This window comes from Ectopseudomonas chengduensis (assembly GCF_900102635.1).
Classification (GTDB): domain Bacteria; phylum Pseudomonadota; class Gammaproteobacteria; order Pseudomonadales; family Pseudomonadaceae; genus Aquipseudomonas; species Aquipseudomonas chengduensis.
The window spans coordinates 110,704-135,360 of the sequence record NZ_FMZQ01000016.1 but is presented as its reverse complement, the minus strand read 5'-3'; the positions used below and the strand labels follow the sequence as shown (position 1 = coordinate 135,360).

The following is a 24,657-nucleotide window of genomic DNA, read 5'->3' as shown; positions in this document are numbered from 1 at the left end:
CCAAGATGACCACCGCCCTGCTGGATCGGCTGACCCACCACTGCCACATCGTCGAAACCGGTAACGAGTCCTATCGCCTGCAACACAGTAGCTTGGCGGCCCAGGCCAAGATCAAATCACGGGAGCGAAAGCGTAAGGGCGGCCAAGAACCGGAGGACGATGAGCCGTTCTGATTTCATGGCGACGACGGCCTGCTACATGGCTGCGTGTGGCAGGTCTTAAACAACTGAACTGGGCTAGCGAAGGAGTGGGGGCAACAGCAGCTGCGCTGGTAGACTTATCCACAGTTGCTGGTAACAAAATCAGCAATCCGCCCTGGGTCAAATTTCAATCGGCAGGGTGGGTCAATTTTCTATCAGCGCCAACAATCAAGGCGCGTAAAGAGTCGCTCAAGCTCAGGGGAGGCAAGTATGTCTCTGTAATGCGAACGAAGCCGAGCTAAACGAGCACTGCAACCAGCAGCAAGACCACGCCGGCCAAGCTCAGCAGCAAGAACTTCAAGGTCGCGGACGGGGGTGGTGATCTGGCCAACCTCTGATGCTGCATGGCGAAGCGGTACAACAGCCGGATGCCGTCTTAGAGGATGGAGAAGGCTGCGAATACGGCGCACCGCTATGCGCAGGTCATGTAGTGCTTCGGGGTCGCTATCGGCCTCCAGACGAGCCTTGCAGGCGTAAAGGTTGACCTGCAGAACGAGTACTTGAGAAAGCATCTGATCAACAAGCGGCATGGACCATATCCTGTAAGAGTCATCGCCATTGGGGGCGTCGATATCATCACAGAATGCAGGTGTTTCAGCGAGAGGGGGAGGGATGGGCAAAGGGTCACTAAATGTTGACTGATAGGGCGCGCTTAGCGGATGGGTCGAATACCTCATCGCGAAGAATGCGGAGGTCTACGGCGTCTTGGTTCAAGCGGTGAATTAGTCGGAGCATGTGCTGGCGTAGCACCTCGTCTCGGGTGTTCTCAGCAGCTCGCATCAGGGTGAAAGCGGCGTCTTCGTTGTTGGTTGCGATGGAATCCAGCGTCTTGCGTACATTGCGAATCAAGGTGAAACCCTCGGTTTAGAGGGCTGCAAGGTACTGGGCGTGTGTTTCTAAAATATTGCAACGAATCAGCGAGCGGACAGATGGACACTGGAAAAAAACTGGCTATTGTCATGAATCTGCAATGCGGTAAAGCGAAAGTGTGAGTGCACTCCATGCAAGTTGGTGCAGCTCATACTTCTTAGGCAAGGCCAACCGTATGGTTGGTCTTTTTTTTGCCAGATTTTTGCAACCTAGACCATTGTGTTATGGAGGCAGCATGGATATTTCGATTGAAAAATCTGATGGCAGAGAGTCTGAGCAGTGGGTCGTTAGTGCAGGTTCGTTGACCCTGTGTTTCAGGGATCAGCGGTCCGCCATGGAGTTTTCTAGCAAGCTGAAAGAACGAGTGGAGTCGCCTCATTCGCTGCCTGTGATCGAGTCAGAGGCATTTGCGCAGGTAGAAAAGCTCAGCTGCGTAAGCTGACCACACGGCTCATGTGTCGAAAAAGTGTCGAAATCATAGAGCCTGATAGCGACGAATCGAGACGGTGAGGGTAGCGCAAAGCCCGTATTGAGCGGGTTTGGCACGGATTGAGACGCTACCGAAACGGGTTCGAATCTCTTCTTCACCGCCACTTTCGCAATACCTAAAGCCCTGAAAGCTGACAAGCTTTCGGGGCTTTTTGATTTCTGGCTTGTCGCTCTTCTCTCGGCTCAAGACGCTAATCAGCCAACTGCTCGCTTCAATTCGATGGAGCAGGTGACTGCCTGGAGTGCCGTACACGTTCGCGCAGGCTAGCGAAATATCGCTGGTTAGCAGGCTTTGCTGGCTTGGATTCGGCACCAGCCAGCAACTCATTGCGTAGTTGCTGGCGTTTGTCGTTTGGCATGGACGCTCCCTTGAAGAGATTAACCTAAAAGGTTATTTTGTGCGGCATGGAAAAGCGCAAACCCCATTTCAAGCTTGAGCTGGTGAAGCAGGCCGTAACCGAGCAGCGTTATCGCTTCACCCGCGTAGCCTTGGAAGGGGGCGCCGAGCTGGGTATGGAGATGGCTGACATGCTGGCCGTTATCAGTGCCCTGAGCAGCCGCGACTTTTTCAAGAGCATGACAACCTATGCGGATCATACTACCTGGCAGGACGTTTACCGACCCGACACCGAATTCGGGCAGGTCTATCTGAAGTTCACGCTGGTGGCCGATCTGCTGATCGTTTCCTTCAAGGAGAAGTGACCATGAAATGTCCAGTATGCGGCGGGGCGGAACTGGTTCACGACACCCGCGATATGCCCTTCACCTACAAGGGGCAGACCACCCAAATTACTGCAGTAACGGCTGACTGGTGCGATGCGTGCGGCGAGTCCCTGACTGGGCCGGCTGAGAGTGAGCGCGTTATCCGTGCCATGAACGAGTTTCGCCAGCAGGTGAACGCCCAGGACGGCAATCAGGAGCTTATTCGCAGCGTGCGTAAGCAGTTGCGGTTGAGCCAACGTGAAGCGGCCGAGCTGTTCGGCGGTGGGCCGAATGCGTTTTCTCGTTACGAGCGAGGCAGCACAGAAGCACCGCAACCGCTGGTGCAGTTGTTCAAAATCTTGGGGCGACACCCGGAGTTGATCAACGAGCTGCGTGCTGGTTGAGTGTCGAAATCATAGAGCCGAATAGCGACGAAACGAGCCGTTGAGGGGAGCGGAAAGCCCCTATTGAGCAGGTTTGGCATGGACTGACACGCTACCGGCACGGGTTCGAATCTGTTCTTCACCACCACTTTCGCAAAGCCCCTGCAGGTAAACCTACAGGGGCTTTTGTTTTTCTGGTCCCCACAGTTTTCACGCTATGCGTACCCATGATGCGTACATACACGCCTGTCATCATTCCTTCGTCGTTCCGTCATATCGCTGCCACCGCGATTGGTTGCAATCGCAGCATAGGCCAGGAGGATGCTGCGATGCAGATATGCGTGATTGGAGCAGGATACGTAGGTTTGGTGACGGCCACCTGTTTTGCCGAAATGGGCAATCAGGTGGTCTGCGTCGAGCGAGATCCGCAGCGCGTCGCGATGCTTTCGCGAGGTGAGGTGCCGATCTACGAGCCTGGCCTGGAGACGATGCTCAAGGCGCAGCTGGCGGGTGGGCAGCTCAGTTTCACTTCGCAGCTGAAGGCCGGCATCCGCCGCGCCGAGGTCATTTTCATTGCGGTGGGCACGCCCAGTGGCGAGGACGGTTCTGCCGATCTGAGCCATGTGCTGGCGGTTGCCGACGAGCTGGGTGAGCGGCTCGATCATGCGTGTCTGGTGGTGGACAAATCCACGGTGCCGGTGGGCACCGCCGAGCGTGTAGCGCAGCACATCAACGCCGGTCTGGCGCGTCGGGAACAGCGGGCGCGAGTGATCGTGGCGAGCAATCCAGAGTTTCTCAAGGAAGGTTCTGCGGTCGAGGACTTCATGCGCCCCGATCGGGTGATCGTCGGCTGCGACGAGGAGCGTGGGCGCGAGTTGCTGCGCCGGCTGTATGCGCCATTTCTGCGTAATCACGAGCGCCTGTTGTGCATGAGCGTGCGCGCCGCCGAGTTCAGCAAGTACGCGGCCAATGCCTTTCTGGCGACCAAGATTTCCTTTATCAACGAGATGGCAGGTATCTGCGCGCGGTTGGGCGTTGATATTGAGGAGGTACGCCGCGGTATCGGTAGCGACCGACGTATCGGCACGCACTTCATCTATGCCGGCTGTGGCTACGGCGGCTCGTGCTTTCCCAAGGACGTGAAAGCGCTGATCCGTACGGCGGAGCACGAGGGCATCGAGCCGGGCATCCTGCGTGCGGTCGAAGCGCGCAATGCGTTGCAGAAAACGCTGCTGTTCCAGGCCCTGCGCGAGCATTTCAATGGCCACTTGCAGGGGCGGGTCGTCGCGCTCTGGGGGCTGGCATTCAAGCCCGGTACTGACGATCTGCGCGAGGCGCCCAGCCTGGTGCTGCTCGACGCACTGCTGACCGCCGGCGCCAAGGTGCAGGCCTGCGACCCTGCTGCCACGGCAGCTGTTGCCGCACGCTATGCGGCGGCCGTCGAGGCGGGGCAACTGATGTTGAGCGAATCCCCCTATGCCGTCGCCCAGGGTGCGGATGCATTGGTGCTGGTGACGGAGTGGAAGCAGTTCCGTCAGCCGGACTTCCCGCGTATTCGCGGTGCGATGCGCATGCCGGTGCTGTTCGACGGGCGCAACATTTATGACGCCGATCAGCTGGCGGAGCTGGGTTTTCTTTATCGCGGCATCGGTCGACCTGCAAGCGGCAGTTGTAAGGCTAGCGCGGCTTGATAGACTGAGCGCGCATTCCAACCATCCCCACTAGGGAGTCCCATGATCAAGAAATGCCTGTTCCCCGCTGCCGGTTACGGCACGCGCTTCCTGCCCGCTACCAAGGCAATGCCCAAGGAAATGTTGCCGGTGGTGAACAAGCCACTGATTCAATACGGGGTTGAAGAGGCACTCGAGGCTGGCCTCAACCAGATCTCCATCGTCACCGGTCGCGGCAAGCGTGCGCTGGAAGACCATTTTGACGTGAGCTACGAGCTCGAACACCAGATCAAGGGCACCGACAAGGAGAAGTACCTGGTTGGCATCCGTCGTCTGATCGACGAGTGCAGCTTCTCCTACACCCGTCAGGTTGAAATGAAAGGCCTGGGCCACGCCATCCTCTGCGGTCAGCCGCTGATCGGTGACGAGCCGTTCGCTGTGGTACTGGCTGACGACCTGTGCCTGAACCTGGAAGGCGATAGCGTGCTGGCGCAGATGGTCAAGCTGTACAACCAGTTCCGCTGCTCCATCGTGGCGATTCAGGAAGTGCCGAAGGACGAGACGTCCAAGTATGGTGTGATCGCTGGCGAGATGATCCGCGATGACATCTACCGCGTCAGCAACATGGTGGAGAAGCCCAAGCCCGAGGACGCGCCGTCGAACCTGGCGATCATCGGCCGCTACATCCTCACCCCGGATATCTTCGATCTGATTCGCAGCACACCGCCGGGCAAGGGTGGCGAAATCCAGATCACTGATGCGCTGATGCGCCAGGCCCAGCAGGGCTGCGTGATGGCATACAAGTTCAAGGGCCAGCGTTTCGATTGCGGTAGCGCCGAGGGTTACATCGACGCGACCAATTTCTGCTTCGAGAACCTGTACAAGACTGGCAAGGCGTTCTGATACGTCTGCAGGTCAACGAAACGTGCCTGTCAGAGCAGCCTTGCGTAGGAGCCCCGCCTCGGGGCGAAGCTTTGCGATGCCTCGTCGCCCCAGTTCGCGGCGGGGCGCCGCTCCTACAGAGTCGGTGCATTGATGCTCAAACTGACGCCACCCTCGGGTGGCGTTTTGCATTTCAGGGGATGGGCATCTGTTCCGAGCCGGGGCCGAGCGGCTGGCCGTAGCTGAACTCCACGTAGTTGCCGGCCGGGTCGCGCAGGCCACAGTAATAGCCCACCGGGTAGGGTTCGTCGCGTGGCGGCCAGATCAGGCAGCCCGCCTGTTCGGCCAGGGCGGCGATGCGGTCGACGTCCTCGCGGCTGCTCAGGGCAAAGCCGAAGTGGCTGTAGTCATTGGCCGCCAGGTTGCGGTCCTGGCCGCCGGGCATGATCACGAAGATGAACTGGTGCTCCTTGCCTGGCTCGGCCATCCAGACGATGCGTGTGCCCTTGCCGGGGCGCTCGTGGATCACCTGCATGCCGCAGAAACGCTGATAGAAGGCGATGCAGGCGTCGAGGTCGGGGACGTGCAGGGCAAGGTGAGTCAGGGTAGGGCGCATGGGGTTCTCCTCTGCCTATCAGCTTAGCGCGGGCCTTTGCGGTATGCTCCTCGTCTGCCAAGGAGATACCCTCATGAGTCACGACTTCGACCTGTTCGTTATCGGCGCCGGTTCCGGCGGCGTGCGTGCGGCGCGCTTCGCCGCTGGTTATGGTGCGCGCGTTGCGGTCGCCGAGAGCCGCTACCTGGGCGGCACCTGCGTCAACGTTGGCTGCGTACCGAAAAAACTGCTGGTGTACGGCGCGCATTTCGCCGAGGACTTCGAGCAGGCCTCTGGTTTCGGCTGGTCACTGGGTGAGGCGAACTTCGACTGGACGACGCTGATCGCCAACAAGAACCGCGAGATCGAACGCCTCAATGGCATCTACCGTAACCTGTTGACCAATAGCGGCGTCAGTCTGTTCGAAGGTCATGCGCGCATCGTCGATGCGCATACCGTCGAGGTGAATGGCCAGCGTCACAGCACCGAACGCATCCTGATCGCCACCGGCGGCTGGCCGCAGATTCCCGATATTCCCGGTCGCGAGCACGCCATCAGCTCCAACGAAGCCTTCTTCCTCAAGCAACTACCCAAGCGCGTATTGGTGGTGGGTGGTGGCTATATCGCCGTGGAGTTCGCCTCGATCTTCCATGGCCTGGGCGCGCAGACTTCATTGCTGTATCGCGGCGACCTGTTCCTGCGTGGCTTCGACGGTGCGGTTCGCGAGCACCTGCGCGAGGAGCTGAGCAAGAAGGGCCTGGACCTGCAGTTCAACGCCGACATCGCCAGCATCGAACGCAAGGCCGATGGCAGCCTGGCCGCGACGCTCAAGGACGGCCGAGTACTGGAGGCCGATTGCGTGTTCTACGCCACCGGTCGCCGGCCGATGCTCGACAACCTGGGCCTGGAAAACGTCGAGGTGAAGTTGGACAAGCGCGGCTACATCGAGGTGGACGATCTGTTCCAGACCTCCACGCCGTCGATTCTCGCCCTTGGCGACGTGATCGGCCGCGTGCAGCTGACCCCGGTGGCGCTGGCCGAAGGCATGGCCGTGGCGCGCCGGCTGTTCAAACCCGAGGAGTACCGTCCTCTGGATTACCGCATGATCCCCACCGCCGTGTTCAGCCTGCCGAATATCGGCACCGTTGGCCTGAGCGAAGAGCAGGCCATTGAAGCTGGGCACAAGGTGAAGATCTTCGAGAGCCGTTTCCGTCCGATGAAGCTGACGCTGACCGAGAACCCCGAGCGCACGCTGATGAAGCTGGTGGTCGATGCCGACAGCGACCGCGTGCTCGGCTGCCATATGGTCGGCCCGGAAGCCGGCGAGATCGTTCAGGGTCTGGCTGTTGCGCTGAAAGCCGGCGCGACCAAGCAGATCTTCGATGAGACCATCGGTGTGCACCCGAGCGCCGCCGAGGAGTTCGTCACCCTGCGTACGCCGGTCAGCCGCTGAGGACTGCATGGAAAAGCTTTTCTATGTCGCCGACCTGTTCGGCGTGGCGGTATTTGCCATCACCGGTGCGCTGATGGCGGGGCGCAAGTCCATGGACTTGTTCGGCGTGCTGGTGATGGCCATCGTCACCGCGCTGGGCGGCGGCACGCTGCGCGACCTGATTCTGGACAATCATCCGGTCAGCTGGATTCGCGATGACACCTACATCCTGGTCGCCTCCCTGGCGGCGCTGGGCACGGTGGCCTGGGTGCGCATGACCCGGCCTATTCACGAGAAGGGCCTGCTGATCGCCGATGCCTTCGGCCTGGCCGTGTTCACCGTGTATGGCACCGAGCTGGCGCTGCAGCACGGCACGCCGATCAGTACCGCCGTGATCATGGGGGTGATGACCGGTGTGGTTGGTGGGGTGATTCGCGACGTGCTGTGCAACGAGATTCCGCTGATCTTCCAGAAGGAAATCTACGCCACGGCCTGCATCGCCGGCGCGCTGACCTTTATCGGCCTGCGTGCCTTGGGCACGCCGCACTGGCTCGACACCGCAGCGGCGATGCTCGTGGTGCTGGCCGCTCGTCTGGCGGCGATTCACTGGCACCTCGGGTTGCCGCGTTTTCATCTTCTGGACAGGCATTGAGCATGATCGAGAGACTGGACCATCTGGTACTGACGGTGGCGGATATCGACGCCACCGTCGATTTCTATGAGCGCGTACTGGGCATGCGCCACGAGCGTTTCGGCGCCGGGCGCAGTGCTCTGGTATTCGGCCAGCAGAAATTCAACCTGCATCAGGCCGGGCGTGAGTTCGAGCCCAAGGCGATCAAGCCGACACCAGGCGCCATTGATCTGTGCCTGATCACCCTGTGGCCGCTGGAGCGAGTCATGGCTCATCTGGCCGAGCAGGGCGTGACGGTGGAAGAGGGGCCGGTGGCGCGCACCGGCGCCGTGGGGCCTATCGAATCGGTGTACTTTCGCGACCCGGACGGCAATCTGATCGAAGTGAGCCGTTATCCCGCATAGGGACGGCTTCTTGCTTGCAGCGGCACCTCGGCATCCACGTGCTGAGGTCGAGGTGCCGAACTTCGTAAAAAGCGCAGCAGCGAAACGGCGCCTGCTGAAATATCTTGAACCGTAAAGGTTCTAAACGGGTCAGGTTCTATTACCGAGTCACTCAATTGGTATAGAACTCATGATCAAGAAATGTTTATTTCCCGCAGCCGGTTACGGCACCCGTTTTCTTCCCGCTACCAAGTCGATGCCCAAGGAAATGCTCCCGGTGGTCGACACCCCGTTGATCCAGTATGGCGTCGAAGAAGCCCTGCAAGCCGGGCTGCATGAAATCGCCATCGTCACCGGCCGTGGCAAGCGTTCGCTGGAAGACCACTTCGACATCAGCTACGAGCTGGAACACGAGATTTCCAACACCGGCAAGGAAAAATCCTTGAGTGGTGTGCGCCACCTGATCGATCAGTGCACCTTCTCCTATACCCGCCAGATCGAGATGAAAGGCCTCGGTCACGCCATCCTCACCGGCCGCTCGTTGATCGGCGACGAGGCGTTCGCCGTGGTGCTGGCCGATGACCTGTGCCTGAACCTGGAAGGCGACGGCGTGCTGGCCCAGATGGTCAAGCTTTACGAACAGTTCCGCTGCTCCATCGTCGCCATTCAGGAAGTACCGATGGAGGAGGTTTCGCGCTACGGCGTGATCGCCGGCGAAGCGCTGCGCGACGACATCTTCCGCATCGAGCGGATGGTGGAGAAACCCAACCCCGAAGATGCGCCGTCGAACCTGGCGATAATCGGCCGCTACATCCTCACGCCGGATATCTTCGAGCTGATCGAGCAGACCGAACCGGGCAAGAGCGGCGAGATCCAGATCACCGACGCGCTGATGAAGCAGGCCCAGCAGGGCTGTGTGCTGGCCTACAAATTCAAGGGTCGCCGCTTCGATTGCGGTTCGGCCGAAGGCTACGTGCAGGCCACCAACTTCTGCTTCGAGAATCGCCACAAGACTCATCCGGTGATGACTGCGAGCCCGCAGCTGAAGGCAGTCTGAACACCAGCGAAAGGAGGAGTGAAGGATGAACGACAAGACCCTGCCGCCTCAGCATCAGCAGCGGCAACCTGGTGTCGAACACGCCATGCACCCTGAGCCGGTCTACCTTGCCGATGATTACCGCGCGGCCGGCAAGCCGACCGGCAAGGTGGCGATCATCACCGGCGGCGACAGCGGTATCGGTCGCGCCGTTGCCGTGCACTACGCCCTGGAAGGGGCCAAGGTTGCATTGGTTTACCTGAACGAGGATGAAGACGCGCAGAAAACCCTCGACGAGGTGAAGCACCACGGCGGCGAAGCCATCGCCCTGGCGGGTGACGTGGGCGACGGCGGCTTCTGCCAGTGCGTGGTCGACGCCGTGATCGCCAAGTGGGGGCGCCTCGATATCCTCATCAACAACGCCGGCGAACAGCATCCCGAGCACAACCTCGAAGCACTCGACGAGTCGCAGTGGGAGCAGACTTTCCGCACCAACATCTTCGCCATGTTCCACCTGACCAAGGTTGCGCTGGAGCATCTGCAGCCGGGGGCGAGCATCATCAACACCAGTTCGGTGACGGCCTACAAGGGCAACCCGATGCTGCTCGACTATTCCTCGACCAAGGGCGCGATCACCTCGTTCACCCGCTCGCTGTCGATCAACCTGGCGCCGCGTGGCATTCGCGTCAATGGCGTTGCGCCTGGGCCGATCTGGACGCCGCTGATCCCGTCCACATTCAGCGCCGAGAAGGTCTCCGAGTTCGGTGCCGACACGCCGCTGGGCCGGCCTGGACAACCTGCAGAGGTCGCTCCGGCATTCGTTTATCTGGCCAGCAACGATGCCTCTTATGTCACCGGGCAGATGCTGCATGTCAACGGTGGAAGTGTGGTCAACGGCTGATGAAAAAAAGCCTGAACGACTCGCGGCAGAGCCTGCCTCATTTTATGTAGAGGCAATAACGCCTCGCGAGTAACTATCAGGAGGTACCAGCAATGGCGACCAACAAAAATCCGGGTAACTTCGCAAACGATCGTGAAAAGGCCTCGGAAGCCGGCCGTAAAGGTGGTCACAACAGCGGCGGCAACTTCGCCAACGACCGTCAGAGAGCGTCCGAAGCCGGGCGCAAGGGCGGTCAGAAAAGCCAAAGCGGTCGCGAGTCGTGACCGTCATGCCAGGGCCCGCTAGAAGCGGGCCCTGGCATTTTTACCGATGTGATTGGTAGACCTGAGGAGAGCAAAACGATGAATGCCATCGAACTGCTGAAAAAGGATCACGAAACCGTAAAGGAGCTGCTGAGCAAGCTCGAGGACACCACCGAGCGCGCGGTGCAGACGCGCAAGAAACTGCTGCTCAAGATCGAGCAGGAATTGAAGATTCACACCGAGCTTGAAGAGCAGATTTTCTATCCGGCCTTCAGGCGCGCCGGCAGCAAGGACGACGCCGTACTCGCCATCGAGGCCAAGGAAGAGCATCGCGCCGTAGAAGCGCTGGTATTGCCCGACATCAAGGAAACCTCGCCATCCACCCTCGAGTTCGCAGGCAGAGTCAAGGTGCTCAAGGAGCTGTTGGAGCACCACATCGAGGAAGAGGAACGCGACATGTTCCCCCAGGCCAGCAAGCTGCTGAGCAAACGTCAGCTGCAGGAACTGGGGCAGTCGATGGAAGTGCTGCGCAAGTCGCTCAAGAGCAATGCCCAGACCAAGGCGGCCTGAGCATTACCGGGCCGATGCTTGCGCAAGGCGGGCATCGGTCTAGCGTTGGCGCAGATTGGGCTGATAGCTCAGGCGCAACGCCACGCAGGCGATCCGCTCGGCCTGAGCATACTGCGGTTTTTCCAGCTCCTCACCGAACACATCCGGATCGATTTCCTGGTAATCCCAGTCCCAACCCGTATCGCCCAGCGACAGGCGAATGGCATTGAGCAAAGGATCTTCACCGTCAACGATCGCCACCCCGGTATAGAGCAACAGCGTGCCGCCAGGCGCGAGTCTTTGCATTGCCGTATCGAAGATCGCCAGGGACAGTCCGGCGCCATGCTTGCCGCCGCCGTGGCGATAGGTACGCTGTTGCGGATCGAGCATATAGGGCGGGTTGGCGATGATCATGTCGAACTGCCCGTCCACATCCCGTAGCAGGTCGCTGCTCTGTACGCGCAGGTTATAGATGCCCGCCAGGCGCGCATTCACTGCGGTCAGGGCCAGTGCTCTGGGGTTGATATCCAGCGCCATGACTTCTGCCCCCGGGCGTAGCTGCGCTGCCGTGATAGCGCCAGGGCCAGCGCCGCAGCCGATATCGGCGATGCGCCGCAGCGGCTGGTTGGTGTGCGCCAGGTAATCGCGCAGCAGGCGGGTGAAACGGTAGGTATCGGGGCCGAAGAACACTGCGTCGCTTTCCTCCGTGGGAAAACGCGAGTGCACGTAGAGCCCGTCGCCCAGGGTCGACCAGCGCACCTGGCTGATCCAGCCTTGCGCGTGAGGCTGCAGCACCTCGGCCTCACGCATGCTCTCGAGGATTTCCTCGTCCAGCGTGCCTTCAGCGAAGGGTCGGCTCCAACCGAAGACGTCGCGCAAGTCCCTGGCCAGGGCATTGCCCGGACGCTGGTTGACGCGCTGATGGGTGAGTGGTGTGGGGGTGACGAAGCGATAACCGCGTGCACGTAAAAGCGTGCCCAGGCGCAGCAGGGCGAGACTCTGGGGGGCGTTGAAGGTGGGTTCGAGCATGAGCGGATTCCAGGGGCAGGGCGGCTACTGGATCAGCGCCGCGAAGGTACGGGTGGCTGCCAGGCCGGCGCTGGACCAATGCTGCGCTGGCGCCTGCAGGCCGATCAGGCGAGATTCACGGCGATAGGCGTCCATGCCTTGCAGTTCCTGGATCAACTCGCGGCGCTCGCGGTCCAGCTCGCCATGCTGCGCGCTGCCCGCCAGCGCGAGTGCGGCCTGAGGCTTGCGCCGCGGACGGAAGGGTTTCGCCGGCGCCTCCGGCTGCCAGCTACCGGCAATCCAGTCATGCAGCAACTGGCGCTCGTAGGTGCTGAACACACCGAACATGGCCGCTCCTGGCCCCTGAATCAGGCGCCAGAAGCGGCTGCAGGCCGGGTCCGTGTCGCGCCGTATCCAACCGCTGTTCTGCAGTGCTTCGAGAAAGTTCGCCACGCTGCCGGAGCTGCCCAGCCATTGATTGACCGTGCGTCCTTCGATACGGCAGTAGTCGGAATGCACCTGGCTGGCGACCGCGCGCTTTTGCTCGAACATCTGCAGCAACTGCTGCTGCAGATCGAAGCTGTCGATCACGGCCGTCGAGCCCACACCCAGCTCATTGAGCATGTAGCCGCGCAGCACGCGCTGGTAGAACGCCTGGGCGTCGCCGACACGCGGCAGATTGGTCAACACACTTTGAACGGCCTTGGCGGCATGACCGCTGGAGCCGTTATCGATGGTCACGTGCAGTTGAAAGTAGTAGGGGTCGATGTCCAGCTCGTTCAGCTCGAAGGCACTGATCAGCAGGTGCAGCGGCAATTGTTCATAGCCCAGGTTGTAGCCGATCACTTCGGGCAGGAACTCGTCGGCCAGCAGGCCCAGCGCCAGCTGGATGGCGCCCTGGCGATACAACTCATCATCCAGTTCGAGGGCATCCTCACAGCCTTGGCTGGCCAGCAGGCGCTGGTAGAGCAACACGTGATTCTGCGCCGCGACCCCGTCGCCAAGCTCTTCCAGGTAGGTGCGCACCAGCGGATACACACGATAGTCGCGCCAGTGGGGCAGAACGCCGTACAGCCAGGCACCGTCGACCAGCTTCGTCGGTGCCACGGCGCGCACAAAGTGCAGGGCATCGGCCTTGCGTGGGAAATAACGCCGGCCTTCGCCGGCGCGTCGCCCCGCGAGATAGTCGGCGTAGTCCGCTGTCACACGCTGGTGCTGAAGTTGCGACCAGGCCGCCAGTTCATAGGGGCTTTGCGGCAGTTCGCAGGGTAGCTCCGCCACCTCCTGCAAGCACTCCAGCAGAAACTCACGTGCCTGAGGGTGGCCCGGTTCGGGCTCAGCCAGCAGTTGCTGATAAAGACTCTGAAAAGGCCCTGAAAGGGGCGCGAGTGAAATGCGCTGGGCGCCGGGGCTGTCGATGAAACTGGCAATCGACATGGGGCAGATCTCCTGAATAAGTCCATCTATAAGAGGGCGATGTGTTGCATAGGAGCGGTCGAGCCGGACAAAGATTCCCACTGAATTTTCGCCGCCCAGCGGGTGATCAAAGAGGTTGAACTCACGGCTGCCGGGGGCCCTCAACTACAGGAACCACGGGAGCAGGCGAGTCATGGCAGCGAGCACGTTCGGCATCGAGGAAGAGTACTTTCTGACTGACCTGGCAAGCCGCTGCGTGGCGCAGCGTGGGGTCGAGGCCTTTGCCATATCCAGTCGTCGCGCGCTGGGCCAGCGGGTGACGCGAGAGATGTTCGCCGCACAGTTCGAGGTGGTCACGCCGGTGCTGAACAGTCTCGACGAGGCGCGCGACTGTCTTGGCCAGGCGCGCAAGACCATGGCCGACCTGGCCAGCGAGTTCGGCTGCGGCATCCTCGCTGCCGGCACCCATCCGCTGGGGCAGTGGCGTAGCGTGCAGGCGACCAACATGGCGCGCTACCGGGCGATCTTCGATGACTACCGGATCGTTGCCAGCCGCAGCGTGCTGGCTGGCCTGCATGTGCATGTCGGTGTGCCCGAGGGCGTCGACCGCATTCGCCTGATGAACCGGCTGACGCCCTGGCTGCCGTTATTGCTGGGTCTGAGCGCGTCCTCGCCGTTCTGGGATGGCCGACCCTGCGGTTTGATGAGCTATCGCCAGGCGGTCTGTGATGAATGGCCGCGCATGGGCATTCCCGATCACTTTCGCGATGACGCCGAGTACCAGCGCTACCTGAAGGTAATGACCGATACCGACTGCATCGGCTCGGCCGTCAATCTGTGGTGGAACATCCGCCCGTCACTGCGCTTCCCCACCCTGGAGCTGCGCATCGCCGATGCCTGCCCGCGTCTGGACGATGCCCTGTGCATCGCCGGGCTGTTTCGCGCCATGCTCGGCCATGCCCTGGATGCGCCTCACCATGACTGGTTCGATGATCCGCTGACCCGCATCCTCACTCTGGAAAACCGCTGGCGCGCCAAGCGCCGCGGTCTGCGCGGGCTGTTCATCGAGCCGCACAGCCAGAGCACCTTGCCATTCGCCGCCTGGCTGGACGAAGTGCTGGCCTGCATCGGCGAGCAGATTGCGCCTGACGAACGCTGGATCATGACCCACGCACGCAAGCTGGCGCGGGTCGGCGGCAGTGCCGAAAACCAGCTCATGACCTACCGCCGCGCCCGCAGCGGCGGCGCCGATCATCGCGCAGCCCTGTTCGATGTGGTCGACAGGCTGATGCAGCAGACCGCCCTGCAGGACATTCGGCAAATAGCCTGAACCTTTGCCGTGCACCTGACTTTCTAAACCTCACGTGAGCCGCAATTGGCTGCGTCATCCAACGCTAAGGAGAAACGCCATGTCACTGACCCATAACGTTCATCGTCTGGAACGTGCCGTATCACTCGCCACCGGCGCCACCGCCATCGTCGCCGGGGTTTGCCAGGGCGGTACCTCAGGTGTGCTCAAGGCCCTTGGTGGCGCCGCGCTGCTGCAGCGCGGGATCAGCGGACACTGCGTGGTCAAGGGAATGATCAGCGACCCCAAGAGCGAACTCGAAAGCTTGCGTGAGCGGGTGGCCGAGCTGCGCGCGGCATTACCGAAACTGCAAAAGGAGATGGAGCGGGTGAAAGGGCGCCAGGAAAACCGGCTGGATCATGCGGTGGAGGAAACCTTCCCTGCCAGCGACCCGATTTCGCCTTGAACCGAGCGTACGGACGATGGCGCATCTGCGCCGTCGCCATGCGCGGCCCATATCGTTCGAAGGAGGCATCTCATGAAAGACACAATTCCAGGTCCCACCCCGGAGCGAATCGATGAACAGGCGCTGGACTTCAGCGATGAGGAGGATAGCCTCGGCACCGGCGATCCCACCTTGCAGCCGACCGCGCGACCATCGTCCACCCCAGAGGAGGAAATTGGCCTGACCGGTGCCGCGACGCTAGGCGAGAGCGAGCATGAGGACAACGTCAGCCTCGACGATCTCAGCCCGGACACCCTGATCGATGACAGCGGTGCACGCTCGCCACTCGAACGTGGTGGCGATGGTGCCAACGATGAGGAGCTGAGCGTGGTCGACGAAACGCAGGTCGGTGGTGGCTTCGGCCTCGACGAAGCGGAGCTGGCGCGCTCGGCCCCCCTCGACGGCAAGCCCTGGACCGATGAAGTGGTACCCACCGACGAGGAGCGCAAGCCATGAATGCACGAACCTGCGCCTGCCCGCATTGCGATTGTCCGGTCGAGTCTCGTGAGTGGGTGCACGAAGTCGCCGGCGAAGATCTGCTGTATTGCTGCGAGGCCTGCATGCAGCGTCATCCCAAGGGCCTGGTCCAGTGCCAGAGCGCCGGTTGCGATTGCGGTGAGCGCGTGGAGCGTGAGCGCGAACTGGCGTCTTGATAAACGTCACTCCCGCGTAGGCGGGAGCCCAGCTCGCAGGGTATTTATGGGTTCCCGCCTGCGCGGGAATGACGAGATCTTCAGGCCGATCGAGTCATTGACCGAGGAGGCAACCTGCCTCAGGCACTGGCCTTGCGCAGCGCCTGCAGCAGTTCTTCCTTGCGCATGCGAGAGCGCCCGGCGATATCCCGCTTGCGCGCCAGCTCCATCAGCTCGGTCTTGTTCATCGCCTCCAGGCGCTGACCGGAACGGGGTGTGCCTTCACGGGACGCTGCCGCCCGCCGTGCCGAGGACTTGCGTGCTGCCTCCTTGCTGGCTGCGCTGGTCTTCTGCCCGGAGCCGCCAGCCTTTTCGCCACCGCCGGACTGCTTGTTGACCGTGGCCCAGGCACGCGCTTCGGCCTCGTCCTCGGGTACACCGCGGGCCTTGTAGCTGTCCTCGATGTGCTCGGCCTTGCGCTTCTGCTTGGCGGTGTATTTGTCTTTGCTGCCACGGGGCATGAGCGTTCTCCCGGTTGCGGTTGGTTTTGGGTTCGTAAGGGAAAGGAATGCATGGATGGGCATAGGTTCCCAGTTTCGGATAACCGGCGGCGACGATGATCCGAACCTCTGCGTACCGGATTCGCTCAGATGCAAAGCATCCCTGGAGATTGAACGACGATGGACGTACTCGAACGAATTCTCACGACCCTGGTGCAGGAGTTTTCCGACCTTGGCCAGGTGGAGCACATCACCCGCGCCACGTTGCGCCTGATTCTGGCCATGGTCCTCGGCGGCCTGCTCGGCTACGAGCGCGAGGTCATGGGCAAGGCCGCCGGGATGCGCACGCATATGCTGGTGTGCCTCGGCGCGGCGATCTTCGTCATGGCGCTGGAGCAGGACGGCGCCGAAGCCGACGCCATGAGCCGGGTGATCCAGGGCATCGCCGCGGGTGTCGGTTTTCTCGGCGCCGGCACCATCCTCAAAGGCCAGAACATATCCGACGTCAAAGGTCTGACCACAGCCGCTGGCCTGTGGGCCTCGGCCGCCATTGGCGTGGCGGTCGGGCTCGGGCGCGAGGCCACCGCCGTGCTGTCCACGGTGATCGTGCTGGTGGTGCTGCACCTCATGCCGCTGCTGGTCGATCCGGGCGCCAGGACCAAGCCGGACGACCAGGCCGATGAAAAGCCGAGCGACAGGCAATAGCCCGTTAGCCCGGTGAACGGGCAAAAACTGCCTGAACTTTTACCTCTGCCTCCACCTCGGAATTTCTGACAGGTGCAGCGCTTCGCGCGCTGTCGCAAACCTGCCCGCCAATCCCTTCGAACACGTCTGCCAGGCGTAGAGGAGCCAGGAACGATGCCGTCCCCGCAATATGCCGATCAGACCGTCATCCATGCCATTGCCCAGCCTCGGCTGGCCATCGAAGCAGTACAACCGATCATTGAAAGTGGCCGCTTCGCCAGCAAATGCCTGTGTGGTCGGGAGTTTCCGGTCACGGCGGTGATCTTCAGCGATGGCCACGAGCAACTGGCCGCCGATCTGCTGTGGCGCGCCAATGGCGAGGCCACGTGGCAGCGCACGCCGATGCAGGCCCTGGGCAATGATCGCTGGAGCGCCACACTGCGTATCGATCAGCAGGGCCGAGGCGAATTCGCCATCGAAGCCTGGCTGGACGTTTACGCCAGCTTCCGCCAGGAACTGGTGAAGAAACTCGGTGCCGGTGTGCCGGTGGAACTCGAACTGCAGGAGGGCGCGCAGCTGGTTCGGCGCATCGCCGCGCAGGCCCCGGACGAATTGCGCGGCGAGCTGGCGGCCCTGATCGAACGCATGGAGGCCTCGCAATCTCAGGCCGAACGCGAAGCGGTGCTGATCGACCCATCCGTCAACGAACTGATGCGCCGCGCCGAATACCGTCCGCATCTGCTGCGTACGCCGAATTACCCGCTGGATGTCGAGCGCAGCCTGGCCGAGTTCGCCAGCTGGTATGAGCTGTTTCCCCGCTCGCTGGGCGACGAGCAGCGCCACGGCAGCTTCGCCGACGTGCATGTGCGCATCCCCGAGATCGCCTGGATGGGCTTCGACGTGCTGTACTTCCCGCCCATCCATCCCATCGGCCGCAGCCATCGCAAGGGGCCGAACAACAGCCTCAAGGCCGGCCCGGACGACCCCGGTAGCCCCTATGCCATCGGCAGCGAGGAGGGCGGTCACGAGGCCGTGCACCCGCAGCTCGGCAGCCTCGAGGATTTTCGCCAGCTGGTGCGCGTGGCGCGCGAACATGGCCTGGAGGTGGCGCTGGATTTTGCCGTGCAGTGCTCGCCGGATCACCCCTGGCTCGAGCAGCACCCCGGCTGGTTCAGTTGGCGCCCGGACGGCAGCATTCGCCATGCCGAGAATCCGCCGAAGAAGTACGAGGACATCGTCAACGTCGAGTTCTACGCCGAAGCGGCCATGCCCGACCTGTGGCTGGCATTGCGCGACGTGGTGCTGGGCTGGGTGGAGCAGGGCGTGACGCTGTTTCGCGTCGACAACCCGCACACCAAGCCAATGCCGTTCTGGGAGTGGCTGATCGCCGATGTGCGTGAACGCCACCCCGAGGTGATCTTCCTCTCCGAGGCTTTCACCCGCCCGGCGATGATGGCGCGCCTGGGCAAGCTCGGCTTCAGCCAGAGCTACACCTACTTCACCTGGCGCAACACCAAGGCTGAGCTGCAGAGCTACCTGACCGAACTGAACCAGGCGCCCTGGCGCGATTGCTACCGACCGAACTTCTTCGTCAACACGCCGGACATCAATCCCTATTTCCTGCAGCGCAGCGGCAGGCCGGGTTTTCTCATTCGCGCTGTCCTGGCAACCATGGGTTCCGGGCTGTGGGGCATGTATTCGGGCTTCGAGCTGTGCGAGGCCGAGCCGGTACCAGGCAAGGAGGAGTACTTCGATTCGGAGAAGTACCAGCTGCGTCCGCGCGACTACCAGACGCCGGGCAACATCAACGTCGAGATTACCCGGCTCAACCAGATCCGCCGCGAGAACCCGGCGCTGCAGACCCATCTGGGCTTTCAGGCCTACACCGCGTGGAACGACAACATTCTCTACTTCGGCAAGCGCACGGCCGATCTGAGCAACTTCATTCTGGTCGCCGTCAGCCTCGATCCGCATCACGCCCAGGAGGCGCACTTTGAATTGCCGCTGTGGGAACTGGGCCTGCCAGACGATGCCGACCTGCAGGGTGAAGACCTGATGAACGGCCACCGCTGGACCTGGCACGGCAAGGTGCAGTGGATGCGCATCGAACCCTGGCACCTGCCTTTCGGCATCTGGCGAATCCAGACCGCCCGCTGAACAACGGAGTAACACCATGGCCAAGCGCAGCGCCGGCAAGACCTTCCTCAACGACCCGCAGTGGTACAAGGACGCGGTGATCTATCAGGTCCACGTGAAGTCGTTCTTCGATGCCAATAACGACGGCATCGGCGACTTTCAGGGCCTGATCGACAAGCTCGACTACATCGCCGAGCTGGGGGTGAACACCCTTTGGCTGCTGCCGTTCTACCCCTCGCCACGGCGCGACGACGGCTATGACATCGCCAAGTACAACGACGTGCACCCTGACTACGGCTCGCTGAGCGACGCCCGGCGCTTCATTGCCGAGGCGCACCGGCGCGGCCTGCGCGTGATCACCGAGCTGGTGATCAACCACACCTCCGATCAGCACCCCTGGTTCCAGCGTGCGCGCCGGGCGAAGAAGGGCTCCAAGGCGCGCGACTATTACGTCTGGTCCGACAACGACGAGAAATACGCCGGTGCGCGGATCATCTTCATCGACAGCGAGAAGTCCAACTGGACCTGGGACGCGGTAGCCGGCCAGTACTTCTGGCACCGCTTCTACTCGCATCAGCCGGACCTCAATTTCGACAATCCCAAGGTGCTTGAGGCCGTGCTCGGGGTGATGCGCTTCTGGCTCGACATGGGCGTCGACGGCCTGCGCCTGGACGCCATCCCGTACCTGATCGAGCGTGACGGCACCAGCAGCGAGAACCTGCCCGAAACCCATGCCGTGCTCAAGCGCATCCGTGCCGAACTGGATGCGCGCTATCCGGATCGCCTGCTGCTGGCCGAGGCCAATCAGTGGCCGGAGGACACCCGGCCCTATTTTGGTGGTGAAGAGCATGGCGAAGGCGACGAATGCCATATGGCCTTCCACTTCCCGCTGATGCCGCGCATGTACATGGCCATCGCCCAGGAAGACCGCTTCCCGATCACCGATGTCCTGCGCCAGACGCCGGAGATTCCGCCCAATTGCCAGTGGGCGATCTTCCTGCGCAACCATGATGAGCTGACCCTGGAGATGGTCACCGACGACGAGCGCGACTACCTGTGGAACTACTACGCCGCCGACAGTCGTGCGCGTATCAACCTCGGCATTCGCCGGCGTCTGGCGCCGCTGGTGGGGCGCGACAGGCGACGCATCGAGCTGCTCAACAGCCTGCTGCTGTCGATGCCCGGCACGCCGACGCTGTACTACGGCGACGAGATCGGCATGGGCGACAATATCTACCTCGGCGACCGCGACGGTGTGCGCACGCCCATGCAGTGGTCGGTGGACCGCAACGGCGGCTTTTCCCGTGCCGATCCGGCCAGTCTGGTGCTGCCGCCGATCATGGACCCGCTGTACGGCTACCAGACCATCAACGTCGAGGCGCAGGCGCGCGACCCGCATTCGCTGCTCAACTGGACGCGGCGCATGCTCGCCATCCGCAACCAGCACAAGGCCTTCGGCCGTGGCTCGCTGACGATGCTGGCGCCGAGCAACCGGCGCATCCTGGCCTACCTGCGCATGCATCGAGGCGAGGATGGCAGCGAGCAGCAGATCCTCTGCGTGGCCAACCTGTCCAGCGCGGCCCAGGCCGTCGAGCTGGAACTGGCTGAGTACCGCGACCGGGTACCGGTGGAGATGATCGGCGGCGCCTCGTTCCCGCCCATCGGCCAGCTCACCTACCTGCTGACGTTGCCTCCGTACGGTTTCTACTGGTTCTACCTGGCCGACGCCTCGCAGATGCCCAGCTGGCACCTGAAACCGGTGGAGCGCATGCCGGAGCTGCAGACCCTGGTGCTGGGCCGCGCCCTGAGCGAAGTGATGGACGGACGCGCGCGGCAGACGCTGGAGCGCGAGTCGCTGCCGCTGTATCTGCCCAAGCGCCGCTGGTTCGCGGGTGAACAGCGCCCGGCCGTTAGCGTGCTGTACGTGATGCCGCTTGGCGACGATGCCAATGCGCCGCTGCTGGGCGAGGTTCAGGTGACGGGGGCAGCTGGCGTCGAGCATTACCGCCTGCCGCTGGCCGCAGTGCCAGAACGTGCCGAGGGCAACGATCTGCCGCAGCAACTGGCGCTGGCCCGGCTGCGCCGGGGGCGCCATGTGGAGCTGCTGACCGACGCCTTCAGCCTGCCGCAATTCAGCCAGCAGGTCCTGCGCCTGCTGCGTGAACAGGCTGTGCTGCGCAGCGCTGCCGGCGAATTGCAGTTCCGCGCCGAGGCGGCGCTGCTGGCACTCGACAGTGTCGACGAGAATGACTTCAAGCTGCTTTCGGCCGAGCAGTCCAACAGCTCGGTGCTGATTGGCGAGCAGCTGTTGCTCAAGCTGTTGCGCCGCGGCTTCCCCGGTATCCACCCGGAGGTGGAAATGGGCCGTTTCCTGACCGATCACGGCTACGCCAATGTCGCGCCGTTTCTCGGTGAGGTGGTGCGGGTCGACGAGGACGGCCAGCCCCATACCCTGATGGTGATGCAGCGTTATCTGGACAATCAGGGCGATGCCTGGCAGTGGACGCTCAATACCCTCGACCGTGCCATCCGCGATGAACTGGTCGGCGGCACCGCCGCTCCCGATGTCGACGCACTGGGCGAACTGCAGCAGTTCGCCGGCGTGCTCGGCAAACGCGTCGGCGAGATGCACGCGGTACTGGCGCGGCCGGTAGAGAATCCGGACTTCGGTTATCAGCTCAGCGGCGAGCGCGACAGCGCCCGCTGGGCCAAATCCATCACCGCGCAGCTGCGGGAAGCCTTGCAGGCCCTGGCCCGTCAGCGTGATGCCCTGAGCCCGGCGACCGCCAAACAGGCCGACTGGCTGCTGGCCAGGGAAAAATCCTTGCTGGAAGCCGTCACCCGCCTGGCAACGCAGGCGGCAGGTGGCCTGCGCATACGGGTGCATGGCGACCTGCACCTGGGCCAGGTCCTGGTGGTGCAGGGCGATGCCTACATCATCGACTTCGAGGGCGAGCCCAACCGCTCGCTGGAAGAGCGCCGCCAGCGCCACAGCCCGTTCAAGGACGTCGCCGGGATGCTGCGCTCCTTCGACTACGCGGCCGCCGTGGCACAACGCAACGCCGGTGGCGTGGAAGGCGCCGTGGATGCCCAGCAGCTGGTACGCGGCGTGGTATCGCGCTACCGCGAGCAATCGTGCAGTGCCTTTCTCGATGCTTATCGTCTGGCCGCCAACGGCTTGCCCCACGAATGGCATGAACGCGACGGCGAAGGCGCAGCCCTCGACCTGTTCTGCCTGGAAAAGGCTGTCTATGAAATCGTCTACGAAAGCGGCCACCGCCCCGACTGGATCGATGTCCCGTTGCAGGGGCTGGTGGATCTCGCTAACCAATTGCCAGGAGTGCGACCTTGAATCAGAACAGAGTGCAACGCCTGCAGCGTGCCGAAGACGGTGATCCGTTCAGCTTCCTCGGCCCTCATGCGCAAGGCGACGAAACCCTGGTACGGGTCTGGCTGCCAGGTGCCGACGCGGTGGAGCTGCTGGCCAGCGACGGCTCGCCGATGGGGCGCATGCACTGCAGCGACCCGCAGGGTCTGTTCGAATTGCAGCTGCCCCAGGCGCAGCGCTACCGCCTGCGTATCCACTGGCCGGGCAGCGTGCAGGAGATGGAAGATCCCTATGCCTTCGGCCCGCTGCTGGGTGACACCGACCTCTACCTGTTCGCCGAAGGCAACCACCGCCAGTTATGGCGCTGCCTGGGCTCGGCACCGGTAGAACATGAAGGCGTGCCTGGCGTACGTTTCGCCGTCTGGGCGCCCAATGCGCGGCGGGTGTCGGTGGTCGGTGACTTCAACAGCTGGGACGGCCGCCGCCACCCCATGCGTCTGCGCTACCCGGCGGGGGTGTGGGAACTGTTCATCCCGCGGCTGCAGCCGGGCGAGTGCTATAAGTACGAAATTCTCGGCCCGCACGGCGTGTTGCCGCTGCGCGCCGACCCCATGGCGCAAGCCACCGAGACGCCGCCGGCGACCGCTTCACGGGTGCCGCAGGACGAGGCCTTCGCCTGGCAGGACCAGCAGTGGATGAGTGAGCGCGAGCAGCGCCATGCTTCGCAGGCACCGCTGGCGATCTACGAGCTGCACGCAGGCTCCTGGCAATGGCAGGACGATCACGCACCGGACTGGGACGAGTTGGCCGACCGGCTGATTCCCTACGTACAGAACCTGGGCTTCACCCATATCGAGCTGATGCCGATCATGGAACACCCGTTCGGCGGTTCCTGGGGCTACCAGCCGCTGTCGATGTTTGCACCCACCTCGCGCTTCGGCAGCCCACAGCGCTTCGCCGCTTTCGTCGATCACTGCCACCGCGCCGGCATCGGCGTGATTCTCGACTGGGTGCCGGGGCATTTTCCCAACGACGCTCACGGTCTGGCCGAATTCGACGGCACCGCCCTGTACGAGTACGCGCACCCGTTCGAGGGATTTCACCCGGACTGGAACACCTGCATCTACAACCTCGGCCGCACCGAAGTACACGGCTTCATGCTGGCCAGCGCGCTGTACTGGCTGCGCGAATACCACGTCGACGGCCTGCGCGTGGATGCAGTGGCGTCGATGCTCTACCGCGATTATTCACGCGAAGCAGGGCAGTGGATTCCCAACCGCCACGGCGGGCGCGAGAACCTGGAGGCCATCGAATTTCTCCAGCATCTCAACGAGGTGGTGCGCAGCGAAGTGCCCGGCGCGCTGATGATCGCCGAGGAATCCACCGCCTGGCCTGGCGTCAGTCGGCCGGTGCAGCAGGGCGGCCTGGGCTTCAGCCACAAGTGGAACATGGGCTGGATGAACGACAGCCTGAGCTACATCCAGCAGGACCCGATGTACCGCCTGCACCATCACCACCAGATCACCTTTGGCCTGCATTACGCCTTCTCCGAGCGTTTCATCCTGCCGATCTCCCATGACGAAGTGGTGCACGGCAAACGCTCGCTGCTCGGGCGCATGCCCGGTGATCGCTGGCAGCAATTCGCCAACCTGCGCCTGTTCCTCGCCCTGATGTGGAGTCACCCGGGCAAGAAGCTGCTGTTCATGGGCTGCGAGTTCGGCCAGTGGCGCGAATGGGACCACGACCAGCAGCTGGACTGGTACCTGCTGCAGTACCCCGAGCATGCCGCTGCCCAGGCGCTGGTACGCGAGCTGAATCGTCTGTACCGCGAAGAGCCGGCGTTGCACCGCCTCGACGACCAGGACAGCGGTTTTCAGTGGCTGGTAGGCGATGACGCGCGCAACAGCGTATTCGCCTGGCTGCGCAAGGGCGGCGAGGGCAGTGCGCCGTTGCTGGTGGTGCACAATTTCACCCCGCAGGTGCTCGACGGCTACCGCATCGGCGTGCCGCACGCGGGCCGCTGGCAGGTGCTGCTCAATACCGATGACCGTTGCTGGAGCGGCTCAGGCGCCGGCAGCGAGGGTGAGCAGCACAGCGAGCAGATGACCGCTCACGGCCAGTCTGACTCGTTGAATTTGCAGTTGCCTCCTCTGGGCACGCTGATTCTGCGACCGATGCAATAAGCGTCGCCGCTG

The 24,657-nt window shown here is 62.5% G+C and carries 27 protein-coding genes; 21 read left to right on the top strand and 6 right to left on the bottom strand.

Going from position 1 to position 24,657, the window contains the following annotated elements:
- Nucleotides 1-173: ATP-binding protein (locus tag BLS08_RS22105; protein WP_244155387.1), on the top strand; the 173-nt coding region annotated here is incomplete at its 5' end.
- Between the two features lie 182 nt (nt 174-355).
- Here the strand turns inward: BLS08_RS22105 and BLS08_RS22100 are convergent.
- A complete protein-coding gene (locus BLS08_RS22100; RefSeq protein WP_090337535.1) occupies nt 356-730 on the bottom strand; it encodes a CHAD domain-containing protein in 375 nt (124 codons plus the stop codon).
- A gap of 575 nt (nt 731-1,305) precedes the next feature.
- On the opposite strand from BLS08_RS22100, the gene BLS08_RS22090 reads away from it, so the two are divergent.
- The gene (locus BLS08_RS22090) at nt 1,306-1,512 is read left to right on the top strand and encodes a hypothetical protein (RefSeq protein ID WP_064496019.1); all 207 of its coding nucleotides are present in this window, start codon (nt 1,306-1,308) and stop codon (nt 1,510-1,512) included.
- 33 nt (nt 1,513-1,545) lie between these two features.
- Here BLS08_RS22090 and BLS08_RS26220 read toward each other — a convergent pair whose 3' ends face one another.
- Complete coding sequence (locus tag BLS08_RS26220; RefSeq protein ID WP_139204289.1) at nt 1,546-1,887, bottom strand: hypothetical protein; 342 nt, start codon at nt 1,885-1,887, stop codon at nt 1,546-1,548.
- Nucleotides 1,888-1,964: 77 nt separating this feature from the next.
- On the opposite strand from BLS08_RS26220, the gene BLS08_RS22085 reads away from it, so the two are divergent.
- The 4 genes from BLS08_RS22085 (at nt 1,965) to galU (BLS08_RS22070) (ending at nt 5,217) form a co-directional block, all read left to right on the top strand.
- Entirely contained in the window at nt 1,965-2,261 is a 297-nt protein-coding gene (locus tag BLS08_RS22085) for a type II toxin-antitoxin system MqsR family toxin (RefSeq protein WP_017676846.1), read from the top strand.
- A 2-nt stretch (nt 2,262-2,263) separates the two neighbouring features.
- Nucleotides 2,264-2,665, top strand: a complete 402-nt coding sequence (locus tag BLS08_RS22080; RefSeq protein ID WP_017676847.1) for a type II TA system antitoxin MqsA family protein — start codon at nt 2,264-2,266, stop codon at nt 2,663-2,665.
- 308 nt (nt 2,666-2,973) lie between these two features.
- Nucleotides 2,974-4,335, top strand: a complete 1,362-nt coding sequence (locus BLS08_RS22075; protein WP_026088560.1) for a UDP-glucose dehydrogenase family protein — start codon at nt 2,974-2,976, stop codon at nt 4,333-4,335.
- Nucleotides 4,336-4,377: 42 nt separating this feature from the next.
- Complete coding sequence (gene galU / locus BLS08_RS22070; protein WP_003460169.1) at nt 4,378-5,217, top strand: UTP--glucose-1-phosphate uridylyltransferase GalU; 840 nt, start codon at nt 4,378-4,380, stop codon at nt 5,215-5,217.
- A gap of 172 nt (nt 5,218-5,389) precedes the next feature.
- Here the strand turns inward: galU (BLS08_RS22070) and BLS08_RS22065 are convergent, their stop codons facing one another.
- Entirely contained in the window at nt 5,390-5,812 is a 423-nt protein-coding gene (locus tag BLS08_RS22065) for a VOC family protein (RefSeq protein ID WP_017676849.1), read from the bottom strand.
- Nucleotides 5,813-5,885: 73 nt separating this feature from the next.
- Between BLS08_RS22065 and gorA the strand changes: the two genes are divergently transcribed.
- From gorA to BLS08_RS22030, 7 genes are all read left to right on the top strand, one after another.
- Complete coding sequence (gorA, locus tag BLS08_RS22060; RefSeq protein ID WP_017676850.1) at nt 5,886-7,244, top strand: glutathione-disulfide reductase; 1,359 nt, start codon at nt 5,886-5,888, stop codon at nt 7,242-7,244.
- A 7-nt stretch (nt 7,245-7,251) separates the two neighbouring features.
- Nucleotides 7,252-7,875, top strand: a complete 624-nt coding sequence (locus tag BLS08_RS22055; RefSeq protein WP_017676851.1) for a trimeric intracellular cation channel family protein — start codon at nt 7,252-7,254, stop codon at nt 7,873-7,875.
- A 2-nt stretch (nt 7,876-7,877) separates the two neighbouring features.
- Complete coding sequence (locus tag BLS08_RS22050) at nt 7,878-8,258, top strand: VOC family protein (protein ID WP_017676852.1); 381 nt, start codon at nt 7,878-7,880, stop codon at nt 8,256-8,258.
- Between the two features lie 169 nt (nt 8,259-8,427).
- On the top strand, nt 8,428-9,294 hold the full coding sequence (galU, locus tag BLS08_RS22045; protein ID WP_021489019.1) for a UTP--glucose-1-phosphate uridylyltransferase GalU: 867 nt from the start codon (nt 8,428-8,430) through the stop codon (nt 9,292-9,294).
- Nucleotides 9,295-9,319: 25 nt separating this feature from the next.
- Complete coding sequence (locus BLS08_RS22040) at nt 9,320-10,174, top strand: SDR family oxidoreductase (protein WP_017676854.1); 855 nt, start codon at nt 9,320-9,322, stop codon at nt 10,172-10,174.
- A gap of 92 nt (nt 10,175-10,266) precedes the next feature.
- Nucleotides 10,267-10,437: a con-10 family general stress protein gene (locus BLS08_RS22035; RefSeq protein WP_017676855.1), complete on the top strand. Its 171-nt coding sequence runs from the start codon at nt 10,267-10,269 to the stop codon at nt 10,435-10,437.
- Nucleotides 10,438-10,515: 78 nt separating this feature from the next.
- Nucleotides 10,516-10,986: a hemerythrin domain-containing protein gene (locus BLS08_RS22030; protein WP_017676856.1), complete on the top strand. Its 471-nt coding sequence runs from the start codon at nt 10,516-10,518 to the stop codon at nt 10,984-10,986.
- Nucleotides 10,987-11,025: 39 nt separating this feature from the next.
- Here BLS08_RS22030 and BLS08_RS22025 read toward each other — a convergent pair whose 3' ends face one another.
- On the bottom strand, nt 11,026-11,994 hold the full coding sequence (locus BLS08_RS22025) for a class I SAM-dependent methyltransferase (RefSeq protein ID WP_017676857.1): 969 nt from the start codon (nt 11,992-11,994) through the stop codon (nt 11,026-11,028).
- A 24-nt stretch (nt 11,995-12,018) separates the two neighbouring features.
- The gene (locus BLS08_RS22020) at nt 12,019-13,410 is read right to left on the bottom strand and encodes an iron-containing redox enzyme family protein (RefSeq protein WP_017676858.1); all 1,392 of its coding nucleotides are present in this window, start codon (nt 13,408-13,410) and stop codon (nt 12,019-12,021) included.
- A gap of 172 nt (nt 13,411-13,582) precedes the next feature.
- On the opposite strand from BLS08_RS22020, the gene BLS08_RS22015 reads away from it, so the two are divergent.
- The 4 genes from BLS08_RS22015 (at nt 13,583) to BLS08_RS22000 (ending at nt 15,835) form a co-directional block, all read left to right on the top strand.
- Complete coding sequence (locus BLS08_RS22015) at nt 13,583-14,719, top strand: carboxylate-amine ligase (RefSeq protein ID WP_017676859.1); 1,137 nt, start codon at nt 13,583-13,585, stop codon at nt 14,717-14,719.
- A 79-nt stretch (nt 14,720-14,798) separates the two neighbouring features.
- On the top strand, nt 14,799-15,143 hold the full coding sequence (locus BLS08_RS22010) for a YgaP family membrane protein (protein ID WP_017676860.1): 345 nt from the start codon (nt 14,799-14,801) through the stop codon (nt 15,141-15,143).
- Between the two features lie 72 nt (nt 15,144-15,215).
- On the top strand, nt 15,216-15,638 hold the full coding sequence (locus BLS08_RS22005) for a hypothetical protein (protein WP_017676861.1): 423 nt from the start codon (nt 15,216-15,218) through the stop codon (nt 15,636-15,638).
- Entirely contained in the window at nt 15,635-15,835 is a 201-nt protein-coding gene (locus BLS08_RS22000) for a hypothetical protein (protein WP_017676862.1), read from the top strand. The genes BLS08_RS22005 and BLS08_RS22000 overlap by 4 nt, the downstream gene beginning before the upstream one ends.
- Before the next feature lie 119 nt (nt 15,836-15,954).
- Here BLS08_RS22000 and BLS08_RS21995 read toward each other — a convergent pair whose 3' ends face one another.
- The gene (locus tag BLS08_RS21995) at nt 15,955-16,335 is read right to left on the bottom strand and encodes a Rho termination factor N-terminal domain-containing protein (protein ID WP_017676863.1); all 381 of its coding nucleotides are present in this window, start codon (nt 16,333-16,335) and stop codon (nt 15,955-15,957) included.
- Between the two features lie 159 nt (nt 16,336-16,494).
- Here BLS08_RS21995 and BLS08_RS21990 point away from each other — a divergent pair, with 159 nt between their 5' ends.
- From BLS08_RS21990 to glgB, 4 genes are all read left to right on the top strand, one after another.
- Nucleotides 16,495-17,019 carry an MgtC/SapB family protein gene (locus BLS08_RS21990; protein WP_017676864.1) on the top strand — a complete coding sequence of 175 codons (525 nt, stop codon included), beginning with the start codon at nt 16,495-16,497 and terminating at the stop codon, nt 17,017-17,019.
- A gap of 153 nt (nt 17,020-17,172) precedes the next feature.
- Nucleotides 17,173-19,155, top strand: coding sequence for an alpha-1,4-glucan--maltose-1-phosphate maltosyltransferase (locus BLS08_RS21985; RefSeq protein ID WP_017676865.1), 1,983 nt, complete (start codon nt 17,173-17,175; stop codon nt 19,153-19,155).
- A 16-nt stretch (nt 19,156-19,171) separates the two neighbouring features.
- The gene (treS, locus tag BLS08_RS21980) at nt 19,172-22,486 is read left to right on the top strand and encodes a maltose alpha-D-glucosyltransferase (protein WP_017676866.1); all 3,315 of its coding nucleotides are present in this window, start codon (nt 19,172-19,174) and stop codon (nt 22,484-22,486) included.
- A complete protein-coding gene (gene glgB, locus BLS08_RS21975; RefSeq protein WP_017676867.1) occupies nt 22,483-24,645 on the top strand; it encodes a 1,4-alpha-glucan branching protein GlgB in 2,163 nt (720 codons plus the stop codon). Before treS ends, glgB begins: the two co-directional genes overlap by 4 nt.
- The last annotated feature ends 12 nt before the right edge of the window (nt 24,646-24,657 follow it).